General features: G+C 71.8%; 25 protein-coding genes. 14 read left to right on the top strand and 11 right to left on the bottom strand.

Going from position 1 to position 25538, the window contains the following annotated elements:
* Window positions 1-52: 52 nt before the first annotated feature.
* Window positions 53-526, bottom strand: a complete 474-nt coding sequence (locus tag ABZX75_RS21960) for a MarR family transcriptional regulator (protein ID WP_355412989.1) — start codon at window positions 524-526, stop codon at window positions 53-55.
* Between the two features lie 323 nt (window positions 527-849).
* On the opposite strand from ABZX75_RS21960, the gene ABZX75_RS21955 reads away from it, so the two are divergent.
* The 7 genes from ABZX75_RS21955 (at window position 850) to ABZX75_RS21925 (ending at window position 8822) form a co-directional block, all read left to right on the top strand.
* A complete protein-coding gene (locus ABZX75_RS21955; protein ID WP_355412986.1) occupies window positions 850-3216 on the top strand; it encodes a phosphoketolase family protein in 2367 nt (788 codons plus the stop codon).
* A 194-nt stretch (window positions 3217-3410) separates the two neighbouring features.
* Complete coding sequence (locus ABZX75_RS21950) at window positions 3411-4073, top strand: CBS domain-containing protein (RefSeq protein ID WP_355412984.1); 663 nt, start codon at window positions 3411-3413, stop codon at window positions 4071-4073.
* A 323-nt stretch (window positions 4074-4396) separates the two neighbouring features.
* The gene (locus ABZX75_RS21945; protein WP_355412982.1) at window positions 4397-6058 is read left to right on the top strand and encodes an ATP-binding protein; all 1662 of its coding nucleotides are present in this window, start codon (window positions 4397-4399) and stop codon (window positions 6056-6058) included.
* Window positions 6055-6462, top strand: a complete 408-nt coding sequence (locus ABZX75_RS21940; protein ID WP_355412980.1) for a roadblock/LC7 domain-containing protein — start codon at window positions 6055-6057, stop codon at window positions 6460-6462. The genes ABZX75_RS21945 and ABZX75_RS21940 overlap by 4 nt, the downstream gene beginning before the upstream one ends.
* The gene (locus ABZX75_RS21935; RefSeq protein ID WP_355412978.1) at window positions 6459-6818 is read left to right on the top strand and encodes a DUF742 domain-containing protein; all 360 of its coding nucleotides are present in this window, start codon (window positions 6459-6461) and stop codon (window positions 6816-6818) included. The genes ABZX75_RS21940 and ABZX75_RS21935 overlap by 4 nt, the downstream gene beginning before the upstream one ends.
* Window positions 6799-7446, top strand: a complete 648-nt coding sequence (locus ABZX75_RS21930) for an ATP/GTP-binding protein (protein ID WP_355412976.1) — start codon at window positions 6799-6801, stop codon at window positions 7444-7446. Before ABZX75_RS21935 ends, ABZX75_RS21930 begins: the two co-directional genes overlap by 20 nt.
* Complete coding sequence (locus ABZX75_RS21925; protein WP_355412974.1) at window positions 7443-8822, top strand: cytochrome P450; 1380 nt, start codon at window positions 7443-7445, stop codon at window positions 8820-8822. Before ABZX75_RS21930 ends, ABZX75_RS21925 begins: the two co-directional genes overlap by 4 nt.
* Window positions 8823-8834: 12 nt before the next feature.
* On the opposite strand, the gene ABZX75_RS21920 is transcribed toward ABZX75_RS21925, so the two are convergent.
* From ABZX75_RS21920 to ABZX75_RS21890, 7 genes are all read right to left on the bottom strand, one after another.
* Window positions 8835-9944: a hypothetical protein gene (locus tag ABZX75_RS21920; protein ID WP_355412972.1), complete on the bottom strand. Its 1110-nt coding sequence runs from the start codon at window positions 9942-9944 to the stop codon at window positions 8835-8837.
* Window positions 9945-9946: 2 nt separating this feature from the next.
* Complete coding sequence (locus tag ABZX75_RS21915; protein WP_355412970.1) at window positions 9947-10858, bottom strand: methyltransferase domain-containing protein; 912 nt, start codon at window positions 10856-10858, stop codon at window positions 9947-9949.
* 281 nt (window positions 10859-11139) lie between these two features.
* Complete coding sequence (locus ABZX75_RS21910; RefSeq protein WP_355412968.1) at window positions 11140-11406, bottom strand: DUF4235 domain-containing protein; 267 nt, start codon at window positions 11404-11406, stop codon at window positions 11140-11142.
* On the bottom strand, window positions 11406-11549 hold the full coding sequence (locus tag ABZX75_RS21905) for a hypothetical protein (protein ID WP_355412965.1): 144 nt from the start codon (window positions 11547-11549) through the stop codon (window positions 11406-11408). The genes ABZX75_RS21910 and ABZX75_RS21905 overlap by 1 nt, the downstream gene beginning before the upstream one ends.
* Window positions 11550-11589: 40 nt before the next feature.
* The gene (locus ABZX75_RS21900) at window positions 11590-11937 is read right to left on the bottom strand and encodes a DUF3040 domain-containing protein (protein ID WP_355412963.1); all 348 of its coding nucleotides are present in this window, start codon (window positions 11935-11937) and stop codon (window positions 11590-11592) included.
* 128 nt (window positions 11938-12065) lie between these two features.
* Window positions 12066-13160, bottom strand: coding sequence for a hypothetical protein (locus ABZX75_RS21895; RefSeq protein ID WP_355412961.1), 1095 nt, complete (start codon window positions 13158-13160; stop codon window positions 12066-12068).
* 263 nt (window positions 13161-13423) lie between these two features.
* On the bottom strand, window positions 13424-14161 hold the full coding sequence (locus ABZX75_RS21890; protein ID WP_355412958.1) for an STAS domain-containing protein: 738 nt from the start codon (window positions 14159-14161) through the stop codon (window positions 13424-13426).
* A 126-nt stretch (window positions 14162-14287) separates the two neighbouring features.
* Here ABZX75_RS21890 and ABZX75_RS21885 point away from each other — a divergent pair, with 126 nt between their 5' ends.
* Window positions 14288-14689, top strand: a complete 402-nt coding sequence (locus tag ABZX75_RS21885) for a helix-turn-helix domain-containing protein (protein WP_355412956.1) — start codon at window positions 14288-14290, stop codon at window positions 14687-14689.
* Between the two features lie 86 nt (window positions 14690-14775).
* Here ABZX75_RS21885 and ABZX75_RS21880 read toward each other — a convergent pair whose 3' ends face one another.
* Together ABZX75_RS21880 and ABZX75_RS21875 are read right to left on the bottom strand one after the other, a co-directional pair.
* A complete protein-coding gene (locus ABZX75_RS21880) occupies window positions 14776-15459 on the bottom strand; it encodes a DUF6766 family protein (protein WP_355412954.1) in 684 nt (227 codons plus the stop codon).
* An 81-nt stretch (window positions 15460-15540) separates the two neighbouring features.
* Window positions 15541-15942, bottom strand: coding sequence for a hypothetical protein (locus tag ABZX75_RS21875; RefSeq protein WP_355412952.1), 402 nt, complete (start codon window positions 15940-15942; stop codon window positions 15541-15543).
* Window positions 15943-16138: 196 nt separating this feature from the next.
* Here ABZX75_RS21875 and ABZX75_RS21870 point away from each other — a divergent pair, with 196 nt between their 5' ends.
* From ABZX75_RS21870 to ABZX75_RS21855, 4 genes are all read left to right on the top strand, one after another.
* Window positions 16139-16876 (top strand): VOC family protein, encoded by a 738-nt coding sequence (locus ABZX75_RS21870; protein ID WP_355412950.1) that lies wholly within the window; start codon window positions 16139-16141, stop codon window positions 16874-16876.
* Window positions 16877-17005: 129 nt separating this feature from the next.
* The gene (locus ABZX75_RS21865) at window positions 17006-17281 is read left to right on the top strand and encodes an isoamylase early set domain-containing protein (RefSeq protein WP_355412948.1); all 276 of its coding nucleotides are present in this window, start codon (window positions 17006-17008) and stop codon (window positions 17279-17281) included.
* 131 nt (window positions 17282-17412) lie between these two features.
* Window positions 17413-18102 (top strand): HemK2/MTQ2 family protein methyltransferase, encoded by a 690-nt coding sequence (locus ABZX75_RS21860; protein WP_355413031.1) that lies wholly within the window; start codon window positions 17413-17415, stop codon window positions 18100-18102.
* Window positions 18103-18416: 314 nt separating this feature from the next.
* Window positions 18417-19880, top strand: a complete 1464-nt coding sequence (locus tag ABZX75_RS21855; RefSeq protein WP_355412946.1) for a nucleobase:cation symporter-2 family protein — start codon at window positions 18417-18419, stop codon at window positions 19878-19880.
* A 137-nt stretch (window positions 19881-20017) separates the two neighbouring features.
* Here the strand turns inward: ABZX75_RS21855 and ABZX75_RS21850 are convergent, their stop codons facing one another.
* A complete protein-coding gene (locus tag ABZX75_RS21850) occupies window positions 20018-20749 on the bottom strand; it encodes a transcriptional regulator (RefSeq protein WP_355412944.1) in 732 nt (243 codons plus the stop codon).
* 322 nt (window positions 20750-21071) lie between these two features.
* On the opposite strand from ABZX75_RS21850, the gene ABZX75_RS21845 reads away from it, so the two are divergent.
* Together ABZX75_RS21845 and ABZX75_RS21840 are read left to right on the top strand one after the other, a co-directional pair.
* Window positions 21072-21437 carry a hypothetical protein gene (locus ABZX75_RS21845; RefSeq protein WP_355412942.1) on the top strand — a complete coding sequence of 122 codons (366 nt, stop codon included), beginning with the start codon at window positions 21072-21074 and terminating at the stop codon, window positions 21435-21437.
* Between the two features lie 150 nt (window positions 21438-21587).
* Window positions 21588-25481 (top strand): helix-turn-helix domain-containing protein, encoded by a 3894-nt coding sequence (locus ABZX75_RS21840; RefSeq protein WP_355412940.1) that lies wholly within the window; start codon window positions 21588-21590, stop codon window positions 25479-25481.
* Window positions 25482-25538: the final 57 nt, after the last annotated feature.

The following is a 25538-nucleotide window of genomic DNA, read 5'->3' as shown; positions in this document are numbered from 1 at the left end:
CTTCGAAGGACGGGGTGTGCGGCCGGCGACAGCGGCCGGCCGCGGGAGGACGTCAGCGCGCGGCGGGGTGAATCCGCCGGGCCAGACCCCGAAGGGCACCGAGGGCGGACCCGATGGCGTCCAGGTCCCCGTCCGTGAGGGTGTGGAGCGCCTCGACGAGGTACCCCTCCACGAGGTTCCCGAACTCGTCGAGCCGGCGCCGTGCCTCGGCCGTCAGATGCAGGTGCGCCACCCGCTTGTCGGCCTCGTCCTGCCTGCGCTCCAACAGCCCCTGAGCTGCCAGCTGGGTGACCAGGGCGCTCACGTTGTTGGGCTTCATCAGCAGCGCGTCGGCTGCTGCGCGCACGGTGACGCCGTCGTGTTCCGCGACGAACCGCAGCACCGCCAGCTGGCCGTCGGGGAGCTTGGGGTGCGGGAAATCCTGGAAAACCCGCCGGTCGACAGCCCGGTGCAGCGCGGGCAGGACGGCCGCGAGCCCGGAGGCGATGCGACGGGTGTCCTGGTCGGACGCGCTGGAGGCGGGCATGCGATCCACAATAGGTATGACTGCATACCTATGTCAACCGACCCACGCCCCTCCGCCCACCCCCGGGACGGCTGGGCGGCGGCCGGGCGCCGCGGCGATCCGTCGGTTCCTGCCACAGGGGCGGGTGCGGCGGCGCCGACCGGGTAGGCGACACCTGGAGGGACCCTTGCGCCCGCCTGCCCGCGGCAGAAGGGCCGAAGGTCCCTCGGGGAGGGCCGGCGCTCCCTGCCGGCGACCGTCCGGGCGTCCCACCGTGCCGGTATCGGCACCGTCGGCCGACGCACGCACCGTCCCCCGCCCGCCCGCCTCGCGAAGGAGCGGAGATGACGCAGTACCGGATCCGGGAACTGGACGCCCACTGGCGCGCCGCCAACTACCTGGCAGCCTGCCAGCTCTATCTCATGGACAACCCGCTGCTGACGCAGCCGCTGCGGCCCGAGCACATCAAGCCCCGACTGCTGGGCCACTGGGGCACCTCGCCCGGCCTCAACCTCGTGTACACCCACATCAACCGCGTGATCAAGGAGCGCTCGCTCTCCGCCCTGTGCGTCTGGGGCCCGGGGCACGGCGGTCCCGCCGTGCTGGCCAACTCCTGGCTGGAGGGCACCTATACCGAGACCTACCCCGACGTCACACGGGACGCCGCCGGCATGGCCAAGCTGTTCCGGCAGTTCTCCTTCCCCGGCGGGGTACCGAGCCATGTGGCACCCGGGACGCCGGGGTCCATCCACGAGGGCGGAGAGCTCGGATACTGCCTGGCGCACGCGTACGGCGCCGCGTTCGACCACCCCCGCCTGCTGGTCGCCTGCGTCATCGGAGACGGCGAAGCGGAGACGGGAGCCCTCGCCGCCTCCTGGCACTCGAACAAGTTTCTCGACCCGGTCCGCGACGGCGCGGTCCTGCCCGTCCTCCACCTCAACGGCTACAAGATCGCCAACCCCACCGTGCTGTCCCGCCTGCCCGAGGCAGAGCTCGACGCGCTGCTGCGCGGCTACGGACACGATCCGCTGTACGTGGGCGGGAACGACCCGGCGGTCGTCCATCAGGCCATGGCCCGCGCGATGGACCGGGCCCTGGACCGCATCGCCCGCATCCAGCAGGAGGCCCGCGCGGACGGCGCGGAGCGCGAACGCGGTCGGGAGTACGCGCACTGGCCGCTGATCGTCCTGCGCACGCCCAAGGGCTGGACCGGGCCGGTGCGCGTCGACGGCGAACCCGTCGAGGGAACCTGGCGCTCGCACCAAGTACCGCTCGCCGCGGTCCGCGAGCATCCCGCCCACCTGAAGCAGCTGGAGGACTGGCTGCGCTCGTACCGGCCGCAGGAGCTCTTCGACGCCGAGGGGCGGCCCGTACCTCAGGTACTGGCCTGCGTACCGGAAGGCGAACTGCGCCTGGGCGCGAGCCCCTGTGCCAATGGCGGCCGACTCCTGCGTCCCCTGCCGCTGCCCGCGCCCGACACGTACGCCGTCCCCGTGGCGAAACCGGGCGGCACGCTCCACGAACCGACCCGGGAGCTGGGTCGTCTGCTGGCGCAGGTGATACGGGACACGCGGGAACGTCGCGACTTCCGGGTCGTCGGGCCGGACGAGACGGCCTCCAACCGGCTCGACGCCCTGTACGAGGTCACGGGTAAGGCGTGGCAGGGGATGACGGAGCCCACCGACCGGAACCTCTCGCGGGACGGCCGGGTCATGGAGATCCTCTCCGAACACGTCTGCCAGGGCTGGCTGGAGGGCTATCTGCTCACCGGCCGGCACGGCCTGTTCTCCACCTACGAGGCCTTCGCCCACATCGTCGACTCCATGGTCGGCCAGCACGTCAAGTGGCTCAGGACCGCCCGCGAACTGCCCTGGCGCGCCCCCGTGGCCTCCCTCAACTACCTGCTGACCTCACATGTCTGGCGCCAGGACAACAACGGCTTCTCCCATCAGGATCCCGGCTTCGTCGACCACGTCCTCAACAAGAGCCCGGACGTCGTACGGGTCTACCTGCCGCCGGACGCCAACACCCTGCTCGCCGTGGCCGATCGCGTACTGCGCAGCCGGGACCAGGTGAACGTGATCGTCGCCGGCAAGCAGCCCTGCCACGACTGGCTGCCGATGGACGAGGCGCGCGCCCACGTCGAGCGCGGCGCCGGCATCTGGGAGTGGGCGGGGACGGACGACGGCTCCCGCGAGCCGGACGTGGTGCTCGCCTGCGCCGGCGACGTGCCCACCCTGGAGGTGCTCGCCGCCTCGGCACTGCTGCGCGAGCACCTTCCCGCACTGGCCGTCCGGGTGGTGAACGTCGTCGACATCACCCGGCTCATGCCGCGGGACGAGCACCCCCACGGCATGACGGGGACCGAGTACGAGGCGCTGTTCACCCGCGACAGGCCGGTGATCTTCGCCTACCACGGCTATCCGTGGCTGCTCCACCGCCTCGCGTACCGGCGCACCGGCCACCCGCGGCCGCACGTCCGCGGCTACAAGGAGTCCGGGACCACGACGACGCCCTTCGACATGGTCGTACGCAACGACCTCGACCGGTACCGGCTCGTCATGGACGTCGTGGACCGCGTACCCGGTCTCGTCGGCCGTGCCGCGGCCCTTCGCCAGAGCATGTCCGACCAGCGGCTGCGCCACCACGACTGGATCCGCGTCCACGGCACCGACCTGCCCGAGGTCGCGGACTGGTCCTGGCCGTACTGAACCGCGATCGCGCGCCGGGCCCGGGAGCCCGGGCCCGGCCCGGCCGGCCCTCACGGGGGCGGCCCTCGCGGGGGCGGCCCTCGCGGGGGCGGCCCTCGCGGGGGCGGCCCTCGCGGGGGCGGCCCTCGCGGGGGCGGCCCTCGCGGGGGCGGCCGCCCCGTCGGAGACTGGGAGTGGAGCGAACGGAGAGCGCCATGCCCACGAAGCCGTACACCGTCAGCGACGTCATGAGTGACACGGCCGTCGCCGTGGGACGTGAGGCCTCGTACAAGGAGATCGTCGCGCTGATGCACCAGTGGAAGGTCAGCGCCGTGCCGGTGCTGGAGGGCGAGGGCCGCGTCGTCGGCGTGGTCTCCGAGGCCGACCTCCTGCCCAAGGAGGAGTTCCGGCAGAAGGAGCCGAGACTGCCGGAACAGCTCGACGAGGCGTCGAAGGCCGCGGCGGTCCTCGCGGAGGAGCTCATGTCCAGCCCTGCCATCACCGTCCACCCGGACGCCAGCCTCGCCGAAGCGGCCCGCATCATGGTCACGAAGGGCGTGAAACGGCTGCCGGTGGTGAACGACATCGGCCTGCTGGAGGGCATCGTCAGCCGCGGTGACCTCCTGAAGGTGTTCCTCCGGCCGGACGAGGAGATCGAGGCCGAGGTCCGCCAGGCGGTCCTGGCGGAGCTGGCTTCCCCGCTGCATCTCGACTGCACGGTCGACGAGGGGGTGGTCACCGTCCGCGGCGGCCTGCGCAACCGCGCCCTGGCACCTCTCATCGCCCGCGCCGTCCGCGCGGTCGAAGGGGTCGTGGACGTACGGATGGAACTCGAAACACCCGCCCGCCGCCCCGGTGGAGTGAGTTCGACGGGGTGAGGCCTCTCGGGTGAGGCCCGGGGGATGAGGCCTGTGGGATGAGGCCGACAGGAATCGGCCGATTCACAGGAGCTCCGCGTCACGTCCTACCCAAAGCCCGTACGACCCTCGGCCGGGCGTCCGGCGGGGCGTGAGGCGCGGGCGGCAGGCCCTGCGAGAAGCCGGCCCGGACCGCAGGGCCCCCTCTTTTCGGTCACCGCGAGCAAGGCCAACTCAACGGTCACGTCCGCATCATGACCTGTTGTCAAGACCTGTGCGAAGAACCGATAAGATCCCGGGCTGTTGTCCTATGATCTTTCGTTTTCGATCGTTTGAGGGTTCTGATGGTTCGAGAGGGATCGTCGCCCGGCAGTCCAGGGCCCGTCTCACCCGCCGTTTGGGCGTTGCCCGCCCTGCTGACCGCGGCAGTCGCAGCGGTGGCATTGGCGCTGGTATCGGCACCTGCCCGCACCTCCGTGGCCTGGGTGGGTGTCGCGGCCTTCGTCGCCGTCGCACTCTCCTGTGGTGAGGCCGCCCGGCGCGGCAAGGCGGTGGCGGCGCTCCGCGCCACGGTCGCCGCGCAGGAGGCGGCTCTGTCGCAGCAGCAGGCCGAGACCGTACGACTGGCCGAGACGCTGCTGCCCGACGTCGTGGCGCGGCTGCGCAAGGGGGAGTTCCCCGAGGATGTGCTCACCTCCCTGGAAGACCCCGACGCCTACGGGCCGGGCCTGACCCCCGAGTTCAAGGCGGCCCACCAGGCAGTGCTGCGCTCGGTGCTCGACGCCGTCGTCGCCGAGGAGGACCTGCGCGACTCGGCGCAGCGGGCCTTCGTGAACATCGCCCGCCGGGTCCAGGCGATCGTGCACCAACAGGCCACCGAGCTGCGGGACATGGAGGACCGGCACGGCCAGACTCCGGCCGTCTTCGGCGATCTGCTGCGGCTCGACCACGGCACCGCGCTCATCGGCCGGCTCGCCGACTCCATCGCCGTACTCGGTGGTGCGCGGCCCGGCCGCCAGTGGAGCAAGGCCGTGCCCCTGTACAGCGTGCTGCGCGGCGCCATGTCGCGGATCATCGACTACCAGCGCGTGGAGCTCCACTCGGTCTCCCAGGTCGCGGTCGTCGGCCCCGCCGTCGAACCGCTCATCCACGCGCTGGCCGAGCTGCTGGACAACGCCACCCGCTACTCCCCGCCGCAGACGAAGGTCCACCTGACCGCCGTCGACGTGAACTCGGGCATCGCCGTCGAGATCGAGGACGGCGGGCTGAGCATGAGCGAGGAGGCCCGCAAGCGGGCCGAGCGCATGCTGCGCCAGGCGCAGCAGGGCATCGACCTCACCGACTTGGGCGAGACTCCGCGCCTGGGCCTCGCCGTGGTCGGCCGGCTCTCTCAGGCCTACAACTTCCGGGTCTCGCTGCGCTCTTCGGCATACGGCGGGGTGCGCGCCGTCCTGATCATCCCGCAGGACCTGATCACCACCGTCTCGGCCGCGACCGGCGTCGCCCACGGCATCGGCACCTCCTCGGGCCCCCGCGCCCTGGAGCCCGCGACCGCGCAGCCCTCCGGTCCGACCGCGGCACCGGCCCCGGCAGCGGCACAGCCGGCCACCCGTCCGGCCACCCGTCCGGCCGCCGGGCCGCAGGCGACGCGCCCGGCCGGCGATCCCCGCGTCCCGATACCCGGCGATGCCGTCGACGAGTTTGCCGCCGTGACCGAGCGGACGTCGAACGGACTGCCGCAACGGCGACGCAAGGCCCGCGCCACGGCGCCGGCCGAACCCGCTCTCGGCTGGACCACTGCCCCGGCTCCGGACCGGGCCGAAGCGGAGCCCGAGCCCCAGGTACAGCCGGGGATGTGGCTGGCCGCCTTCCAGAGCGGAGTATCCGGGGACGGCCAGCCCGGCACGGGCCAGAACACCGCAGGACGGACCGGCGAGAGCCGGACCGGCGCAAGTCAGAACACAGACGCCTCGCCGGCCTCGGCGAGCAAGGGGGAACAGCCATGAGTCAGCTGCAGACCAATATGGACTGGATGCTCAAGGACCTGGCCGAGAGCGTTCCGCAGACCCGCCATGTCATCGTGCTCTCCGCCGACGGCCTGCGCATGGCCCAGTACGGCGCGGAGACGGACACGGCCGACCGGCTCGCGGCCGCCTGCGCCGGACTGCAGAGCCTCGCCGGAGCGGTCGCCTCCGAGCTCCCCAACAGCAGGGGCCGGATGAGGCTGGTCGTGATCGAGATGGACGGCGGCTTCTTCTACCTCATGGCGGCCGGAACCGGCGCCTATCTCGCGGTGCTGGCCGACGAGGGCGTCGACGCCGGACTGATGGGCCAGCGCATGCGTGACCTGGTGGCGCGGATCGGAGAGCACCTCAGCAGCCCGCCGCGCAGCGACGGGACGACCGCGTGAGCAACCCGGGCCGGGATTGGGAGGACAGGGCTCCCGAACGGCTCTACGTCATCACGGGCGGCCGCAGCGGACCGTTAGTACCCACCGCTCTCGACCTGGTCACGCTGATCGTGGCCAGGTCGGGGCCCGGGCCGGGGATGCAGCCGGAACAGGCGGCGATCATGCGACTGTGCCAGTCGCCGCTCTCGGTGGCCGAGATCTCCGCGTATCTCGGCCTGCCGGTGAGCGTGGTCACCGTACTGATCGACGATCTGCTCACCGCGGGCCAGGTGCTCTCACGCGCACCCGTCGCCCTCGCACAACTCCCGGACCTGGCATTGATTGAGGCAGTGATCGATGGACTTCAGAAGCTCTGAGCCTCCCCCGGCCACCACCACGGGGTATCCCCAGGCGGGGCCGCGGCGCGAGGACGTACTGCCGGCCACGGCCGCCGCCGCGGTCAAGGTGGTGATCGTCGGCGGCTTCGGCGTGGGCAAGACGACTCTGGTCGGCTCGGTGAGCGAGATCCGGCCGCTGACCACCGAGGAGACGATGACCCAGGCCGGGGTCGGCGTCGACGACACCGCGGGCGTGGAGCGCAAGAGTTCCACCACCGTGGCCATGGACTTCGGCCGGATCAGCATCAACGAGGAGTTGGTGCTGTACCTCTTCGGCACTCCCGGCCAGCAGCGCTTCTGGTTCCTCTGGCACGGCCTGTTCGAGGGAGCGCTCGGCGCGGTGGTGCTGGTCGACACGCGCAGGCTGGAGGTCAGCTTCGATGTGATCGGCCGGCTGGAGGAGCGCGGGGTGCCCTTCGTGGTCGCCGTCAATTCCTTCCCCGAGGCGCCCGAGCATCCTGCGGAGGAGCTGCGCAGCGCCCTCGATCTGCCCCCGACCGTCCCCCTCGTCTTCTGCGACGCCCGGCGGCGCGACTCCAGCCGCGACGTCCTGATGACGCTGATGCGCTACCTGCACTCGCTCGCCGTCACCCCGGAGGCATCATGAGCACGCCCGAGCCCACCCTCGTCCCACCCCCGGGCTGCCCCGCCCACCGGCTCTACGGTCCCGAGGCCGAGGCCGACCCGACGGGCCTGTACGAGAAGCTGCGGGCCGAACACGGGGCCGTGGCCCCCGTCCTCGTCCACGGTGATCTCCCGGCCTGGCTGGTGCTCGGCCACCGCGAGAACCTGGATGTGGCGCGTACTCCGTCGCGCTTCTCCCGCGACCCCCGCCGCTGGCGCGACCAGCAGGAGGGAAGGGTGGCCGCGGACCATCCGCTGACCCCGATGACGGCCTGGCAGCCGGTGTGCCACTTCGTCGACGGGGTGGAGCACGAGCGCCTGCGCGGCGCGGTCACCGAGTCGCTGGAGCGCTTCGACCGGCGCGGTGTGCGCCGCTACGTGAAGCGGTTCGCCGACCAGCTGATCGACGAGTTCGCGGCGTCGGGGAAGGCGGACCTGATAGCGGATTTCGCCGAACCGCTGCCGATGCTCGTGATGACCCAGCTGGTCGGGGCACCCGACTCGTACGGGCCGCGCCTCGTCGAGGCCGCCCGCGACATGATCAAGGGCACCGAGACGGCCGTCGCCAGCAACGAGTACGTCTCGGTGGCCCTGCGGGAGCTGGTGGCACGCAAACACGCCGCGCCGGGGCGGGACTTCACGTCCTGGCTGCTGGAGCACTCCTCGTCCCTCTCGGACGAGGAGATCGTGGAGCACCTGCGGCTCGTGCTGGTCGCGGCCTTCGAGACGACGGCCAACCTCATCTCCAACACGCTGCGGCTGATCCTCACCGACCGCCGCTTCCGCGCGAACCTCTCCGGCGGGCACATGACACTGCCCGACGCCCTGGAGCAGGTGCTGTGGGACGAGCCGCCGCTCACCACCGTCCTGGGCCGCTGGGCGACCGGTGACACCGTTCTGGGCGGACGGCAGATCAAGGGCGGTGACATGCTGCTGCTGGGCCTGGCCGCCGGTAACGCGGACCCCGAGATCCGCCCCGACCCTGCGGCGTCCGTGCATGGAAACCGCTCGCACCTGGCGTTCAGCAGCGGTCCGCACGAGTGCCCCGGCCAGGACATCGGCCGGGCCATCGCGGACACCGGCATCGACACCCTGCTCACCCGGCTGCCGGACCTGGAACTGGCCGTCCCGGAGAGCGCGTTGCGCCGCAACAGCTCGTTGATGTCCCACCAGCTGGTGGCCCTTCCGGTGGCGTTCACGCCGCGCGGCAGCGGGGTCACCGGCTCCTCACCCGTACCCGCCGAGGCGGCGCCCCCGCCGGAGGCGGCCGCGCCGGCGGCCCCCGCGCCGGCGGGCGAGGGGCGGACGGCGCGGCCGTCGTTGTGGCGCCGGCTGTTCGGCGCGGGCCGCCACCTCTGAGCCGGGCGTGATTCAGTCGTCGAGCTGCTCCCACCACCAGGCGATCGCCGGTATGGGGAGCGGCTCGACGCTCGGATCACTGGGGGTGTCCCGCCAGGTGATGTCGTACGACGCGCCCTCCACCGGGAGTTCATTGCGGTTGCGCGGGCTGGCGTAGCGCGGCGCCAGGTTGTGGTAGGCGATGTCGCCGGCGATCCAGTGCTCCAGCGAGACGAGATACCGGCCGAGCTCCTCGTCGGCGTCCCGCGCGAGCCGCTCGCTCAGGCGGATGAAGAGCGTGAGCGCGCGGTCCCGCACGGCGGCCGCGGCGGGCAGGGCCTCCACGGGAGTACAGCCGTTCTGCCGGGCGAGGACGTTGATCAGGTTCGGCTCCCAGGGCTCCTGATCGTCGTCCTTGTTGTAGGAGAACAGGTCGTTGTCGCAGCTCACCACGTAACCGGCGGCGTCGGTCAGGGCCTGTACGGGCGCCGAGTACAGCACATCGGCCGGCAGGGCGATGTCGTTCGCCACGTCGCACCATGTCAGCGTGAACCGGGTGCCGTTGACGGAGACGCGCATGGCGGCCCAATCGTTGAGGCTCGGCATCACCCCGCGCTCGGCGTTGGAGGTCTGCCAGCCCTCGCCGAACATCCAGTCCCGCATGCCCTCGGTGAACCGGCGCAGCTGGAAGGGCGTCAGCATCGCCCGGGTGCGGGTCACCAGATCCTCGAGCGCGGCCGTGTGCGGGGTCGCCGGCAGCAGGCCCGAGCCGGGTGCCTCGACGGCACGGATGAGCCGGGCGCTGTGGTCGGCGAAGTGCGCCGTGCGGTGCGCGGCGGGTCCCGTGGCCTGCGCGTCGTCGGTGGCGAAGGCCCAGTAGTTCCACTCGGTGAACAGCAGCATCGCCTCCACATCGCCGTACGGGATGATGCGGCTGGTGAAGTCGGCGCTGTGGGTGGCCAGTCCCCAGGCGCGCTCGGTGGCGTCCGGGTAGAGGTCGTACCGGTCGATCCAGGCGATGGCCCGCTGTGCCAGTTCGGCTGCCTTGGGGTGGATCAGGTTCGGCTCGAACGGACAGTAGACCGGTGGCAGCCGCCAGCCGATGCGGGAGGGTGCGGCGCCCTCTGCGTAGACGGGTGGCATCGTCAGTTGCCCCCGCCCAGCCGGAAGAGCAGCAGCCGGGTCTCCAGCGCGTGGTCGCGCCAGATCCGGAACAGCTTGCCGTGCGTGATGGTGGACTCCTGGAGCCGTTCGCGCGACCAGGCGGACGGGGCTCCGGAGCTCTCGACCCGGTCCAGCTCGGCCGTGTTCCAGGCCATGGACTGCACCCAGAACTCGGCGACCCGGTCGGTCACGTCCTCGTCCTGCTCCAGCTCGAAGCCGGCGGCCTCGGCCGCGGTGATGTACTCGGTGAGGGTGCCCAGGCGCGTCTTGTAGTAGCCGTCGATGAACTCGGTCCACTCGGGACGGCGGATGAAGTGCTCCTGGATCCCGAACCAGCCTCCCGGCTTAAGCGCCTTGGCGACCACCTGGAAGAGCCGCTCGCGGTCCATGTAGCCGGAGCTCTCGTTGGCGTAGGCGGCGTCGTATCTCTGTTCGGTGGTGAAGTCGTGGACATCGGCGACCAGCGGGGTCACGCGGTCGCCGACCCCCGCCTGACGGGCGAAGTCCCGGATGACCGGCACGTGTTCGCCCGCGACCGTGAGACCCGTGACCACCGCGCCGTGCTCCTGCGCCCAGTAGAGCGAGCCGCCGCCGACCCCGCAGCCGATGTCGAGGAGCCGGGCGGGCGGGGTGGCGTACGCGCCCCAGGTCCGGGCGGCGTGGTCGACTATCGCCTCCTGGGACTCGATGATGCGGCGCTTGAGCACGCGCTGGGAAACCGTGGTGTTCGGTGCCGCGCCGGGGGCGAAGAGTCCCATGTGGAAGTGGACGCGGGGTCCCGGCCCGTACTTGTGGATGATGTCCGCGGTCTTGCGGCTGTAGTAGAGAGACACTTGGCTCTCATCGAACGCCTGGCCACCAGTGGGGGGCTGGATGACGAGGTTGCTGTCCATCGGTTCTCCGGTCCTGCGGTCACGTGGGGGTGTTTATCGGCCGCCCCACTCTGCCCATGAGTGATCGATAAAACGCCTCAATCACTTAGGGCTTGAGCATAGTCACAGCCAAAATGGCCACATTCCCGAACAGTTGGCGTACCTCTCGCCTCAACTGCCTCCAGCCGCCCGCCAGACGGAGGTGCGGTGGGGCGCGTCCATGACCCTCGCCCTTGGGCTTCGGCGCCGCGACACGCGTACGCCGGCCGGACCGGCGCGGCTTCGGGACCGCCGCTGCGTTCTCACCCGGGCCAGACACCGGTGAGGCGCTTGGTGGCGGCGGCTCCGCCGCGGTCGACGACGGCTTTGACGGCGGCGAAGACGGCGCCCTGCAGCGCCGCGGCGATGAGGATCTCGCGCCAGCTGCGGTCCTCGTCGGTGGCGTTCGGCGCGTCGTCCTCGTGCCGCAGCTTCTTCCAGAGCTGCTTGAACAGCATCCCGGCCACGACGCCGCTCAGGGAGCCCAGCGCCAGACCGACGGGTTTGTAGACGACCTTCGATGCCCTCATCACCGTCTCCGCATCTCTCGCACGAGGATCCACACCGTCAGCAGGGCGGCGCACAGCTGCCACCGGCCGTTCCATACCGCCTGGGTGACCAGATAGGTCTTCTCCTGCGCGGTCTGCCCGAATGGGGCGCTCGTGCCTTCCACCTGCTCGCCTCCTTCCGACGCCGCGCGCACTGCCCGGCGCCTACCGTCCGTCTCCGTCGTCCCGGTGTTCCGTGGCCGCGGCCCCTGTGCGGCACCATCGGCAGACCAGCAGCAGCAGACAGGTCAGTGTGGCCGTCCACGACAGGGCGAAGGCGCCGACGAGGCCGGAACCGGGCCGCGACAGCGCCGCGATGAGCAGGACCATGGAGAGGCATGCCGCCGCCCAGGTGACGGCGGCCAGGCGGTGTCCGTGCGGGAGACCGGTGCTGCGCCCGTCATGGGGGCGCATGGTGCGCATCCTGCGGTCCAGCAGCCGGTCGCAGCGCAGTTCCCGTTCGATGTCGGCCAGGATCGCCTGCTCGCGTCGGGAGAGTCCGTGGTCTTGCACAGCCGCCTCCTCTCGGTGCCCACCGCCGACGGCGCGGTGCGGCCGGCTCGACGTGAGTCGTCCCGCCCCTACCCGGGCGGGGTGCGTTCACCCGTGCCGCCCTCACGGTCCCGGGCCGCGGTACGGGGTCAGGTGCTGGTGTAGCGCAGCAGTACGGCCACGCCGTCGTCCAGCGGCAGTTCCTCCCGGTGGACCACGATCAGCTCCGCCTGCGTCGCGGCCGCGGCCCGGATCAGGGCGTTGCCCGCCTGCTCCTCCCAGTAGTAGTCCACGCCGAAGCTGTTCAGCTCCGCCCCGGACAGCGCGAGGTGCGTCGGCGCCGTACCGACCCACAGGTTCGGGTCGGACAGCCGGGGACGGCTGAGGATGAGGGCCTGCGCCCGGCCCTGCTGGAGAGCGGCGACGGCGGCCGTGATGCCTTCGACCTCGTGCGGCTCGCGGGCGCGCTGGGCGTGGAACGCGTCGAGTTGCTGCCGGTCGGCGTCGGAGCGCCGGCCGGCGAAGAGTTCCGCCAGCTCCTCCTCCAAGAGGGCCCGGCCGCTCTCGCGGTGCCGCGGGCCGTCGCTCTTGATCTTCAAGAGACGATCGCGCAGCCGCTTCGGGGCGAGTCTGGTGATGGTGTTGGCGGCCCACGGGTCGCCGGCCAGCACGATCGCCTCCAGGGCGGAGGCCTCGTCGAACCGGGTCAGCTCGTCGACGAGTTCCTCGGCCTGCCTCGGCCAGCCGTCCACCGGGATCCTGCGGTCGGGGCGGTGAACGGCGGCGACCCGGCTCATCGGCCACCGCCCGGTGTCGAAGGCGACCTCCAGCTCGTCCCCGGTGCCGCTCCCCTCCGCCGGGTGTGCGCGATGCATCGCGATGGCGGCGTACGCGATGTCAGGGGCGTGCCGGAGCGCGAGCGGCAGGGCGTCGGGCACCGAGCCGAAGCGCGCGGCATCGCGCGACGGCGGTTCGGGCAGGCACTCGGCCAGGACCAGCTGCCCGCGGGCGGCGAAGACCGCCTGTCCATGGGGGCCCGCGATCTGCCGGCCGGCGCCGAGCACCTCCTCGACGGCGCCGACGGTGGCCTCGTCCGCGTCATGGGCGAGCAGGCTCTCCCGCAGGTGGCGCCAGCGCAGCTCGACGGCCCGGTCCGGGTCTTCGACGTCGCGGGAGGTGTCGAGGTAGACCGAGGCGACGGGGCCGGGGTGTGCGTACACGGGGGCGAGGAAGTCCAGTTTCACTCGGCTGCCTTCCGGTCGCGGTGGGGCTGTCAGTCCATGGCGGCGAGGCGGCCGCGGGCAGCCGTGCGGTTCGTGGTCGCGGCGGGCCCTGCCGGGGGTCGTCCTTCCGGAGCCGGTCGGTGGTGGCGGTGGTCCCGCGGCGCGCGCGCTGAGCGGGGCGGGCAGCGGGTCCGTGGCGCCCCCTCCGGGCGTGCGTGCATTGGTCGCTCGGGTGCGAGGGAAGGCCCGCTGCTGGGGAGGCACGGGCCGACGGGGGCGGTGGGTCAGGGGGCCCGGAGGTCGTCCTCGGGGGGTGCGATGTGGCCGTGGCGGCGCCATAGGGCGGCGGCCGCGAGTTGCTTCTCGTCCAGGCCTGATTCGGCCGCGAGGGTCTCGATGTTGATCGTGCGGGCGACCCTTCCGGCCCACAGTTCCGCCTCGGTGAAGGGACGTCCGCCGTAGTGGGAGAGGAGTTGGCGCAGGTGGTCTTCGGAGCAGGCGGCCACGGGCCGTTTCCCGTCCCGTCGGTGATCGCGGGAGTCGATGTAGGAGGAGTCGGGGACGACCGCGCCGCGATCGGCCGACGCCGGTTCGCCGCAGAGCGCACAGGTGCGCGGGCCCGCGTCGGCGGGCCCACCCCCGGTCAGCAGGGTGCGGGTCCCCGTGAGCGTCAGCAGCCGCTCGACCGGGGGGCTCGCGTCGGTGATGCGGAAGGAACGTGCGCCCTTCAAGGCGAGGAGGCGGGCCCGCAGCAGGGCGTTGAGGCCCGAACAGTCGCAGAACGTGACCTGCGAGAGGTCGACTTCCAGGCCCCGGCGGTAGGCGCTCAGGGCGGAGGCCATGACCTGGAAAGCCTCGGCCGAGGTGTTGAAGTCGATCTCCCCGGCCACGACGACCTTCGTGGGGCAGCCGGGCGCCTGGCTGACGCTGGTCCGCATCCTGGTGTCGTCCTGCGCTGTTTGCGGTTCTGGGGCCGCGCGGCCCGCGGGCTTGTCAGGGGTGAGGTCCGGGATGGGGGACATGACGCGCTCCCTTGGCCAAACCAAGTGTCTCTTGATGCTGACCCCGCCGGACATCACACGTCAAGGGTTACGCGAAATGCATTTCCTGACTTGTGCAGCGTAAATAATTCCCCTGATAATGACCAAATGGGCCATAACCCATCGAGTCGATCGCTGTGGACGTTCCTGACCAACCACGCCCGCGTCCTGATCACGATCGCGCGCGATCCCGGTATCCGTCTGCGGGATGTCGCCGCCATCTGCGGGCTGACCGAGCGGTCGGTCCAGAGCATCGTGGCCGACCTCGAGGAGGCGGGTTACCTCACACGCTCCCGCACGGGACGCCGCAACCGGTACGACATCGCCCAGCACGCGAGGTTCCGCCACCCGGCCGAGGCCGACCGCGAGGTGACCGATCTGCTGACGCTCCTGGCCAACGGGCCGACGCAGCCGGACGCGCGGGATCACGCGGCGGCGAGAACGGACCCCCTGGCGTCCGCCGGACACGGCACACCGGACTCCCGGCATCACCCCCACCACGGGCACTGAAACGCCCGCCACAGCGCCGAGGATGTCGACCCGATCGGGATCGCTTCCCCGGCCTGAGCCCCGCCCGACCGGACCGCCCGGCAGCCTCAGCCTTCGACACCCGTCGAGGAGTGCGCCGCGCCCACCGGCTTCGACTCCGGGGACCCGCGCTGACGGAGATAGACGGAGAGGATCGCCATCGAGGCCACGGCCAGCAGCTCCGACTGCCAGTTCTGCAGGGTGCGGTTCCAGAACTCGGCCGAGCTGACGTACGTGCCCCAGCCGACCGGTTCCTGCAACTGCCGCAGTTGCTCCTCGTTGAAGGCCACCCGGCCGGTGACGGACTGGACCAGCCATGACGACAGGAAGATCAGACCCATCACGGTGCCGAGGGAAGAGGAGTAGAGGGCCTGGCGCGGTCCGCCCGCGGACGCCCACCGCGGCGAGTCCGGTGTCGCGTGGGCACCGACCTTCTGCTCCTCGTCCGACTCGGTGCCGGCCTTGCCGAGTTCCTTGGACTCCGGTGAACCGCGTTGCAGCAGCCACACCGTGCCGATGACGTACAGGAAGAACTGGAGGAATTCCGACTGCCAGTTCTCGGTGACGTCCACCAGGAAGTCGGACGTGAAGAGGTACTCCGGGAGCGAGAGCGGACGCAGGCTCTGGGCGGTCAGAAGACTGTTGAACTCGGCGTGCCCGGCGAGCGCCTGGCCCGCGAGGCTGAGCAGGAAGGCCGTGCCGAAGGCCAGGGTCAGCCCGTTCTCACGCAGGTACCGCGCGGGCCCGCTCACCGGTGCATCAGCCCCACCGTGAGGCCGTAGACCAGACCGCCGAACACCACGGCCAGGCACAGGACGAACAGGGAGCGCATCTCAGTCCCCCTTCAGCTCACACCGGTAAGGGCGCCCGGGCCGGGCGGCGCAGCCCGCGGCCGTGACCTTCCAGCCGTCGGGGAAAGACGCGAGGAAGACGCTGTCCCGCTCGAGCACGACCCGAGCCTGCGCACCGTAGACGTCCACCCGCTGCGCCCCGCCGGCGGCGGGTGTGAGGTCCAGGGCGTTCAGGGCCTCCGTGCACGGACCGTCCTGCTCCAGCTCCTCCCGGGTACCGGGCGCCAGAGCCGCACAGGCCCGCCCGCTGTCGGCGGCCAGGAGCGCGGCGTGGAACCCCGTGGCGACGGCCCTGGCCGCCGTGGCCCGTTCATCGACCGTGGCGCATCCCGACGCGGACAGGCACAGCGTGCCCAGCAACAGCGGTACGACGATCGGACGCATGAGCAGAGCATGCGCTCAAGAGCCGCACCGAGCAGGTTCACGCGCGGCCCGACACGCGGTGTTGCGCCATCCGGCAGGCATCGCGGCACAGCGGATACGGTGATCCGGTCCCGTCCGAGGTGAGCGGCAGATGAGGTTGGCAGCTGTGTCGACGTCAAGTCATGAGGTGTTCGGGGCGCCGTGCTGGGTCAGTCTGATGACCCAGGACCTGTCTTCCGCCCAGCGGTTCTACGGAGCCGTGATGGGCTGGGAGTTTCGCAGCACCCGGCTCGGAGAGGGTTTCACCGTCGCCCTGCGCGACGGAGCACCGGTCGCGGGCATCGGCGCACTGGCCCGGAGCCTCTCGGTGCCGGTGGCGTGGACCCCGTACTTCGCCGTCGACGACGCGGACGTGACCGCCGCCCGGATCCGCGAGCGCGGAGCCACCATGGCGGTCGGCCCGCTCGCCTTCGGCACGGGCCGCGCCGCCCTCGCCGCCGACCTCGACGGGGCGGTCTTCGGATTCTGGCAGGGCGAGGTCATCCCCGACTGGTCGGTCGGCCGGGGGGAGGCTCCCGCATTGGTGGAGCTCCGTACGCGCGACGCCTTCGCCGCGGCCATCTTCTACGGGCAGGTCCTCGACTGGGCCTCCGGGCGGCCGGGCTGCTGCGAGGTCTCGTACGAGGAGGACCACGTCGTACTGCGCCACGGCCACGACACCGTGGCGCGCATCAGCGGCGGCGCCGTCGAAGCGGCTCCCGACCCGCAGATCCGACCGCGCTGGCACGTCCACTTCCAGGTCCCGGATCTGGAGGCGGCCGTGGAAGCCGCCACCCGGCTGGGCGGCAGGACCGCCTCCCCCGTCGAGAGCTCGACGGTCAGCCGTCGGGTCTCCCTCAGAGACCCCGCGGGGGCGCTCTTCACCGTGGTCTCGCCCCGGACCCCGTCGGCCTGAGGTGTAGACCGCGAGGTACACCCGAGTGGTGGACCCCGCTTCCTCACAACGGACCGACCGCGCTGCGCTCTCTCCGGCCGGCAGGCACGATGGGCGTCCACACCTCTCCCGACGACGCCGGAGTCCATCGTGCTGGAGCGCAGACAGGACCACGACCACACCGAGGTCACCTTCATCCTCCCCGCCGAGGCCCCGGCCGGGCCGGTCAGCGTCGTCGGCGACTTCAACGACTGGCACCCCGACACCCATCCCCTGCGGGCGAGAGCCGACGGGACGCGCGCCGTGTCCGTCACGCTCCCCCGCGAAGCCACCCACACCTTCCGCTACCTCGCCGCCGGCGATTACTGGTTCAACGACGACCAGGCCGACGGCCAGGACGGGCCCAACAGCCGGCTGGAGACCTGACCCGGACATCGTCCGATCCTACGAATACCGCTGACGCGGCGGGGTTGGAGTCCGCTGTTCGGGGCAGCCGCCCCTTGTCGATCAAAAACCGTGCACCGCCCTGCGGAGTGCGGCCGGTTCGGGAGGTATGTCTGGTGCCGTCCACTGCCCTGACCTCGGGAATCACTCCCGAGAGACTGATCGCGCTGCCCGGGGTGTACTCCCCGCAGGCCGACACCCGCCTCCTCGCCGAGGCACTCTCCCAGGAGCATCTGGGACCGGGTGTCGACGTACTGGAGATAGGCACCGGGACGGGCGCGCTCGCGCTGCACGCAGCCCTCACGGGAGCGCGGGTCACGGCGGTGGACGTCTCCTGGCCCGCGGTGGTCTCCGCCCGCCTCAACGCACTGCGGCTGCGCCTGCCGCTGCGGGTGCTCCACGGAGACTTCGCCGCCCGCGGCCGGGGGCGGCGCTACGACATGATTCTGGCCAACCCTCCCTACGTACCCTCGCCGTGCGCGGAACTGCCGTCGCGCGGAGCGGAGCGGGCGTGGGACGCCGGCCCCGACGGGCGGGCCGTCATCGACCGGATCTGCGCGAACGCCCCCGCCCTGCTGCGCCGCGGCGGTGTCCTGCTGATGGTGCACTCCGGGATGTGCGGAGCCGGGACCACGGTGGACCGGCTGGCCCGGGCCGGGCTGACGGCGCAGGTGAGGGCGCGGGTCTCCGTACCGTGGGGGCCGGTCCTGCGCTCACGGCGGGCCTGGCTGGAGCACCAGGGGCTGGCCCACGACGACGAGCAGTGGGAGGAGCTCGTGGTCATCCGGGCCCGCTACCCCTGACGGCGCCCGGCCGCGCTCCCCGCGACCGCGCAGCACCACGCCCGCTCCGGTTACTCGCGAGGAAACACCGCTGTTGGCTATGGTGAGCGCCCTCGATCGAGTCCTCCTTCGGATCCCATGAACAAGAACGGGTCCGATGCGTCGATCGAAGGAAGTCCTGCCAATCCAGGGCACATATCGCAGCGCAGAGCGACGTGGTGTGGCAACACCGCCCGACGTCCGCCCGGTACCTCCGGCCTGCCCTCGTCCTGTCACCCGGGACTGGAGGGCGGCGGTCTTCTCTCATTCACCTACCTCGCGAAGGCAAGGCAGAGATGACGCGACGCGTCCCCCGACAGTCCGCACGACAGTCCGTCCGGCAGCCATCCCGACAGCAGGCGCATCCTGTCGACGAGCTGCTCCCGCTCCCCCGGCTCGCCCTTTACGGTTTCCAGCACGTCCTGGCCTTCTACGCGGCGGCCGTCATCGTTCCCGTCCTCCTCGGAAACGCCCTGGGGCTCTCCCCGGAAGAGCTCGTCCACCTCATCAACGCGGACCTCCTGACCTGCGGCATCGCCTCGATCATCCAGGCTCTCGGCGTCTGGAAGGTCGGCGCCCGACTCCCCCTGGTCCAGGGCGTCACCTTCACGGCCGTCTCGCCGATGATCGCCATCGGCATGGGGGCGGGCGGCGGTACCGCCGGACTGCTCGTCGTCTACGGGGCCGTGATCACAGCGGGCATAGCCACCTTCCTGTTCGCCCCCGTCTTCAGCAAGCTGGTGAAGTACTTCCCGCCGGTCGTCATCGGCACGATCCTGACGATCATCGGCATCACCCTGATCCCCGTGGCCCTCCACGACGCGGCCGGCGGGGCGCATCTGATCGGCAGTCCCGCCTACGGCGATCCGAAGAACCTCGCCTACGCGCTCGGCACGCTGCTGTTCATCCTGGCCGTGGTCCGGATCGGCAAGCCCTTCCTCAGCAGCCTCGCCGTCCTGCTCGGGCTCGCCGTCGGCACGGCCGTCGCATGGCTCTTCGGCGATGCCGACTTCGGCGCGGTGGGGGACACCGCCTGGTTCGGGGTCACCACGCCGTTCCACTACGGCATGCCGCGATTCGAGCTGCTTCCGGTGATCGCCATGCTCGTCGTCATGTTGATCACCATGGTGGAGACCACCGGGGACGTCTACGCCATCGGGGAGATCACCCGCAAGAGGGTCGACACCGACACGGTCGCACGGGCGCTGCGCGCCGACGGCGCGGCCACCGTGCTCGGCGGCATCCTCAACTCGTTCCCGTACGTGGCCTTCGCGGAGAACATCGGCCTGGTGCGCATGTCCAAGGTCATGAGCCGGTACGTGGTCGTCGCGGCCGGGGTGTTCATGATCATCCTTGGGCTGCTGCCGAAGGCCGGCAGCCTGGTCGCCGCGATCCCGCACCCGGTGCTCGGCGGGGCGGCGCTCTCCATGTTCGGCATGGTCGCGGCGGTCGGCATCCAGATCCTGGGGAAGGCCGATCTGCGCGAGGAGCGCAACGCCCTGATCCTGGGGGTCAGTCTGGGCGCCGCGCTGCTGCCGGCCACGGTCGGGCCGTTCTTCGACCGGCTGCCGGACGACGTCCGGGCGGTGCTCGACAGCGGGATCACGCTGGGCGCCCTCACGGCCATCACGCTGAACCTGCTCTTCAACGTCTTCACGAGCCGCACCACGATGGAGATCGACTGGGACGACGTCGGCGACATGGGCGACACCGGGGACGGCGGCTCGGCGGATCCGAGGCTCGGCGCGGCCGCCCACTGAACCACCCCACTGCACCGCCCCGCTGAACCGCCCCGCTGAACCGCCTCGCTGGAACCGGCCGCCGTACCCGGTCGCGGCCGTCGGCCGGGAAGGACGCCCCGCGTTCTTCCCGGCCCCGGCCGGTGGGGCGCGCCGGCTCAGCGGCCTCCCCGGGAGGACGGCGGCGTTTCACCGGTTTCGCCCGCTTCACCGATCAACTCCCAGAAGTGGTCGACGAGGCGGCGCAGGTACGCGGCACGCTCGGCTGCGATCTCCTTGAGCCGGGCATCGTCGTTCAGCGCGACCAGGTGTCCCATGTACCGCTCCGAGAAGGCCGAGAACTCCGCGTGCATGGTGCGCAGCGCATCGCCCACACTCGTCGCGTCGGCGATGACGAGCTCCGCCACCGGTTCGATGTGCGCCTTCCACCGGCCGTCGACGGCCGCGCGCAGATGACCGGCCAACTCGTCGGCCCGGCCCAGGATCTCGACGAGCCGGCGCAAGGACAGCCCCAGCGCCTCCACCAGCGCCCTGGTCTGCCAGGTGTCGCCGTGCCATTGCCGCGCCGCCTCGGCCGCACGGTACTCGGACACGTCCATGCCTATGCGGGCGGCCAGCCGCTCCACGCTGAGCTGGCGGGCCAGTCGGTACTCCGCGACGGTCTGCGGCCGAGTACCCATCAGGGTCTTGGCATCGCACCACAACACATCGGCCAGTGCGAAGAGTTGCCGGTCCGACGGCACGTGGGAGCCCTGCTCCCACGCCGTGATCAGCTCGGGGTGGACGGGTGTGCCACAGGCCGCCATCGAGTGGGCCACCTGGGCCGTGGTCAAGCCCATGCGGGCTCGCGCCGCCCGGGCCTCGGCGGGGGAGAACGGAGTGCTGTACACGTACAAGACACCTCGCAACACCCTCGAACGCGCAGCGCTCAAGGGGAGACGGATTGGTGGACGAACATCCAGGAGCGGGCACATTAACAGATGTTCAACAGGTGCGATCCTCCATACCCCTTCGATCTGAAGGCATCACCTGAGGTGGAGCGAATGATCAACAGTCCTCCCACGACTGTTGACCACCGCCCCCTGACGGCGCTGGTCACGGGCCGTTTCCCGACCGCCCGTCAGACGGGCAACGGGAAACCCGTCGACCGCGGTGCGCTCCGTGGACAGGCTGAAGTCGTCAGCACCCAGCAAGACCCACAAGGTGGACACCATGCGCAAGATGACCCGCGGCGCCGCCGCACTCGCCACTGCGGCCGCCGCCCTGATCGCACTCAGCGGCCCGGCAGGGGCCCAGCCGGCCGACGCCTGGGCCGGTTGCCCGGACGGCGCGGTCTGCATCTACCCCCAGAATCAGAACCCCGCCGTCAAGCCGAGTCACATCTACTACAGGTACGGGGCGCACAACCTCGTCAACCAGCACGGGAACCACTGGGTCCTCAACAACCAGACCGGCGGCGCGACCGCGAACCTGTGCACCGGCTCCAACGGCGCCGGCTGCGGCGGCGCCATCGCCGCGCACACCGGTGTCTACGCCGACCTCACGCCGATCAACTCGATCCGCCTGAACCGGCCGTAGCCACCTCCCCGTTCGGGACGGCTTCCGGACCCGCCCGGCGGCGGTTCCGGAAGTTCGTCTTTTCGTCATACCGGACGAAAGACCCCATCGCCCGTCCCACCCCCGCTGTAGCCTGGGCACTGCCATCTCACAGCCTGGGCGCGCTTTGCCATGGGGGTTGTCTTGGGGGATCCGGACCGCGGACGGAACACCGCTCACCAGCACGATTCGTCCGGCGACGAAGCCGTCTCCTTCTCCGCTCAGCTGCGGCACACGCGGGTGCGACGCGGCCTGTCGCTGGCCGATCTGGCGCGCCGCACTCACTACAGCAAGGGCTACCTCAGCAAGATCGAGACCGGTGCGAAGCCCGTGACCGTCGACGTAGCACGCCGCTGCGACGAGGTGCTGCAGGCGGACGGCGAACTGCTGCGGCTGGTCCGGGAGGCGGACCCCCCGGGGGCCGGCGCCGGTACCGGTTCCGTCGCCCCCGGGGCGCAGTCGGAGGGCTCATGCCCCTACCGCGGCCTGCCGGCCTTCACCCCGCGGGACGCACGGTGGTTCTTCGGCCGGGAGCATGCGACGGCGGCGCTCGTCGAGCGGGTCTTCGAACGGATCGGGAACGGACCGCTGATGCTGGTCGCCCCCTCCGGCGCGGGCAAGTCGTCCCTGCTCAACGCCGGTCTCCGGCCGGCCCTGCGGCGCAGCGGCGGCTTCCCGATGCCGGGCGCCGACGCATGGCCGGTGGTCGGCTTCACTCCCACCGCGCATCCGCTGGAAGAGCTGCTGGACTGCACCGCGAAGGTTCTCGGAAGCGATCCGGGCATCACCGTACGGGAGTTGCGCGAGCGCCCGCAGGCCCTGCTCGAAGCCGTCCGGCGACTGTCGGACCACACTCCGGCGGGACCGCGCGACCGGCGGCCCCCGCCCGTCCGCCCGGTGCTGATCGTCGATCAGTTCGAGGAGCTGTTCACCCTCTGTTCGGAGGAGGACGAGCGACGCGCCTTTGTACGGGTCCTCTCGGCCCTGGCCACCTCCTGTCCGGCAAAGACCGGACTCGATCCCGCCGTCGTGGTGCTCGGCGTACGGGCCGACTTCTCCGGCAGCTGCCTGGACCTTCCCGAACTCGCCCCGGTCTTCACCGGGGGCCTGTTCGTGCTGCCCCCGATGTCCGTGGCGGAGCTGCGGGAATCGATCACGCGTCCCGCCGAGCTCGCCGGAGTCACCCTCGAACCGGGTCTGGTCCCGCTGCTCCTGCGGGACGCCGGGCTGCGGGAGGACCCGGGGACGGCCGGCCCGGCGGGCCTCCCCGGCCACACCCCGTCCGGTGCGCTGCCGCTGGTCTCCCACGCGCTGATGGCCACCTGGCAACGGCGCGAGGGGTCCACCCTGACCGTCGCCGGATACGAGCACTCCGGCGGCATCCAGGGGGCGATCGCACGTACGGCCGAGGACGTGTTCGCCCGCCTGTACCCGGCCGAGCAGAAGACGATCCGCCGGGTACTGGTGCGGCTGGTCCACGTCGCCGACGGTACGGGGGCCACGCGGCGCCGGATGAGCCGGACCGCCCTGATGGAGCAGCTGGTCGACGCGGACCGGGCCGTGGCCGCGCTCGACGCCTTCGTACGGGCCCGGCTGATCACCATGGGCAGCGACACCGTGGAGATCACCCACGAGGCGCTCCTCCATGCCTGGCCGCGGCTGCGAGGGTGGATCCACGCAGACCGGGCCGGACTGCTGATCCACCAGCAACTGGCCCAAGCGGCCGCCGAATGGGAGCGCGAGGGCCGTGATCCGTCCCTCCTCTACCGGGGGACCCGGCTGGAGACCGTCCGCTCGTGGGCCGACGAACTCGACGGCCGGAGCCGGCTCGCGCCGCTGGAAGAGGCCTTCCTACGGGCCGGCCAGGCCGGCGAGGACAGCCGTGCAAGGCAGGCCCGGCGCCAGGCCCGGTTGAGGCAGCGGATGCTGGCCACGCTGGTCTGCCTGCTGGTCGTCGCCCTGACCGCCGGAGGGCTGGCCTACCAGCAGCGGGCGGACGCGCTCGGCCAGGAACGCGCCGCCCGCTCACGGGCCCTCGCCCTGCAGTCCACGTCCCTGGCGGCCGGTCAGCCGGAGGTCTCGATGCTGCTCGCCGGGGAGGCGTACCGCATCAAGGCGACGAGCGAGGCGCGCGGGGCCCTCCTGAGCACCCAGTCACGGCCCTTCATCGCCCGGCTCGGCGGGCACGGCGGGCCGGTCAACGCGGTGGCCTTCGCGCCGCGCAGCGAGTCGCTGGCGACGGCCAGCTCCGACGGGACGGTGCGGCTGCGGCGGGTGCGCGACCGACGGACCACCGCGACCTTCACCCTGCCGGGGCGGGTCCGCTCGGTCGCCTTCAGCCCCGACGGCCGCACTCTGGCGGCGACCTCCACGAACGGGCCCGCACAGCTGTGGGACACCGCCGGCCACCGGAAGGCGGCGGTCCTCGGGGAGAGCACGACGGGCGCCCGGGCGGTGGCCTTCGCTCCCGACGGGCGGACGCTGGCCTCGGCGGACGCCGACGGCACGGTCCGGCTGTGGGAGACCGGCGGGGAGCGCCGGGCCGTCGCGTCGCTCACCGGCCACACCGGGAGGATCAACGCCCTGGCCTACGCCCCGGACGGCCGGACGCTGGTCTCGGCCGGCGCCGACCGGACCGTACGGCTGTGGGATGCGGTGGAGGCCCGTCCGCTGGCCGTGCTCACCGGACACACCGACGAGGTGCTGGGGGCGGCCTTCGCCCCGGACGGGCGGACGGTCGCCACCGGGGGCATGGACCGGACCCTGCGCCTGTGGGACGTGGCCGGACGCCGGACGACCGCGACGCTCACCGGGCACAGCGACGACGTCAACGCGGTCGCCTACACGCCCGACGGCACGACCGTCGTCAGCGCGGGCGGCGAGGGCGCCACCCGGTTGTGGGACGTGCGCAGCGGCCGGCTGACGGCCATGCTCGCCGGGCACACCGACTACGTGCTCGGGGTGGCCGTCGACTCCGACGGCGCGGTGCTGGCCACCGCCGGCTTCGACCAGTCCGTCGTGCTCTGGGACCTGCGCGGTCCGGTGCTGACGCCGCGTCCGTTCACCGAGGTCTGGCAGGCCGCCTACAGCCCGGACGGAAAACTCCTGGCGACCGCGGAGGCCGATCACGCGGTGCGGCTGTGGGACGTGGCGGGGCGCCGGGTCCTGGCCACCTTCTCGGGGCACGGCGAGACCGTGTTCGCGGTGGCCTTCTCCCCGGACGGGCGGACACTGGCCTCCGCCGGCTCAGACGGCACGGTCCGCCTCTGGGACACGTCCGCGGGCGGCCCGCAGGCCGCGCTCACCGGTCAGAGCGGCACCGTCTTCGCGGTGGCCTTCTCCCCGGACGGGCGGACACTGGCCTCGGCCGGCTCGGACGGCACGGTCCGCCTCTGGGACGTCGCCGGGCGCCGCGCGCTGGCCACGCTCACCGGGCACACGGACTTCGTCAACGATGTCGTGTTCAGCCCGGACGGGCACACCCTGGCGAGCGCCGGTGATGATCTGACCGTACGGCTGTGGGACGTGGCCGCGCGCCGCCCGCTGGGCACGCTGAGGGGCCATACGGGTGCCGTACGGGGAGTGGACTTCGGCCCGGACGGGCTGGCACTGGCGAGCAGCGGCAACGACGGGACCGTACGTCTGTGGGACCTCCGGCGCCGCGTCCTCGTGGCGGCGCTGTCGGGTCACACCGGCTCCGCCCGGGGCATCTCCTTCTCCCCCGACGGCCGCACGCTGGCCAGCAGCGGCAACGACCGTACGGTGCGGCTGTGGGACGTGGCCGCGCGCCGGGCGGCGGCCACGCTGACGGGCCATACGAACGCGGTGTGGGGCGTCGCCTTCGCCCCCGACGGCCGGACGGTGGCCAGCAGCAGTACCGACGGGACCGTACGGCTGTGGAACCTCGACGTCCCAACGCGGCTGGCGGAGATATGCCGGCTGCGCGCGAGCCTCGGCCCGAAGGAGCGCGAGACCCTCGTGCGGGGCCTGCCCCTCTCCCCCGGCCCCGACTGTGTCCGTCCCTGACGCCGATGGCGGACTTGCCTGCCGGGCGGGGGTTTCCCCAGGGGTTTCCCGTTGCCC

The sequence above is a fragment of the Streptomyces sp. NPDC003038 genome, from assembly GCF_040611115.1.
Classification (GTDB): Bacteria; Actinomycetota; Actinomycetes; order Streptomycetales; family Streptomycetaceae; genus Streptomyces.
The sequence above is the reverse complement of the archived record's forward strand: the minus strand, read 5'-3'. Positions and strand labels throughout refer to the sequence as shown.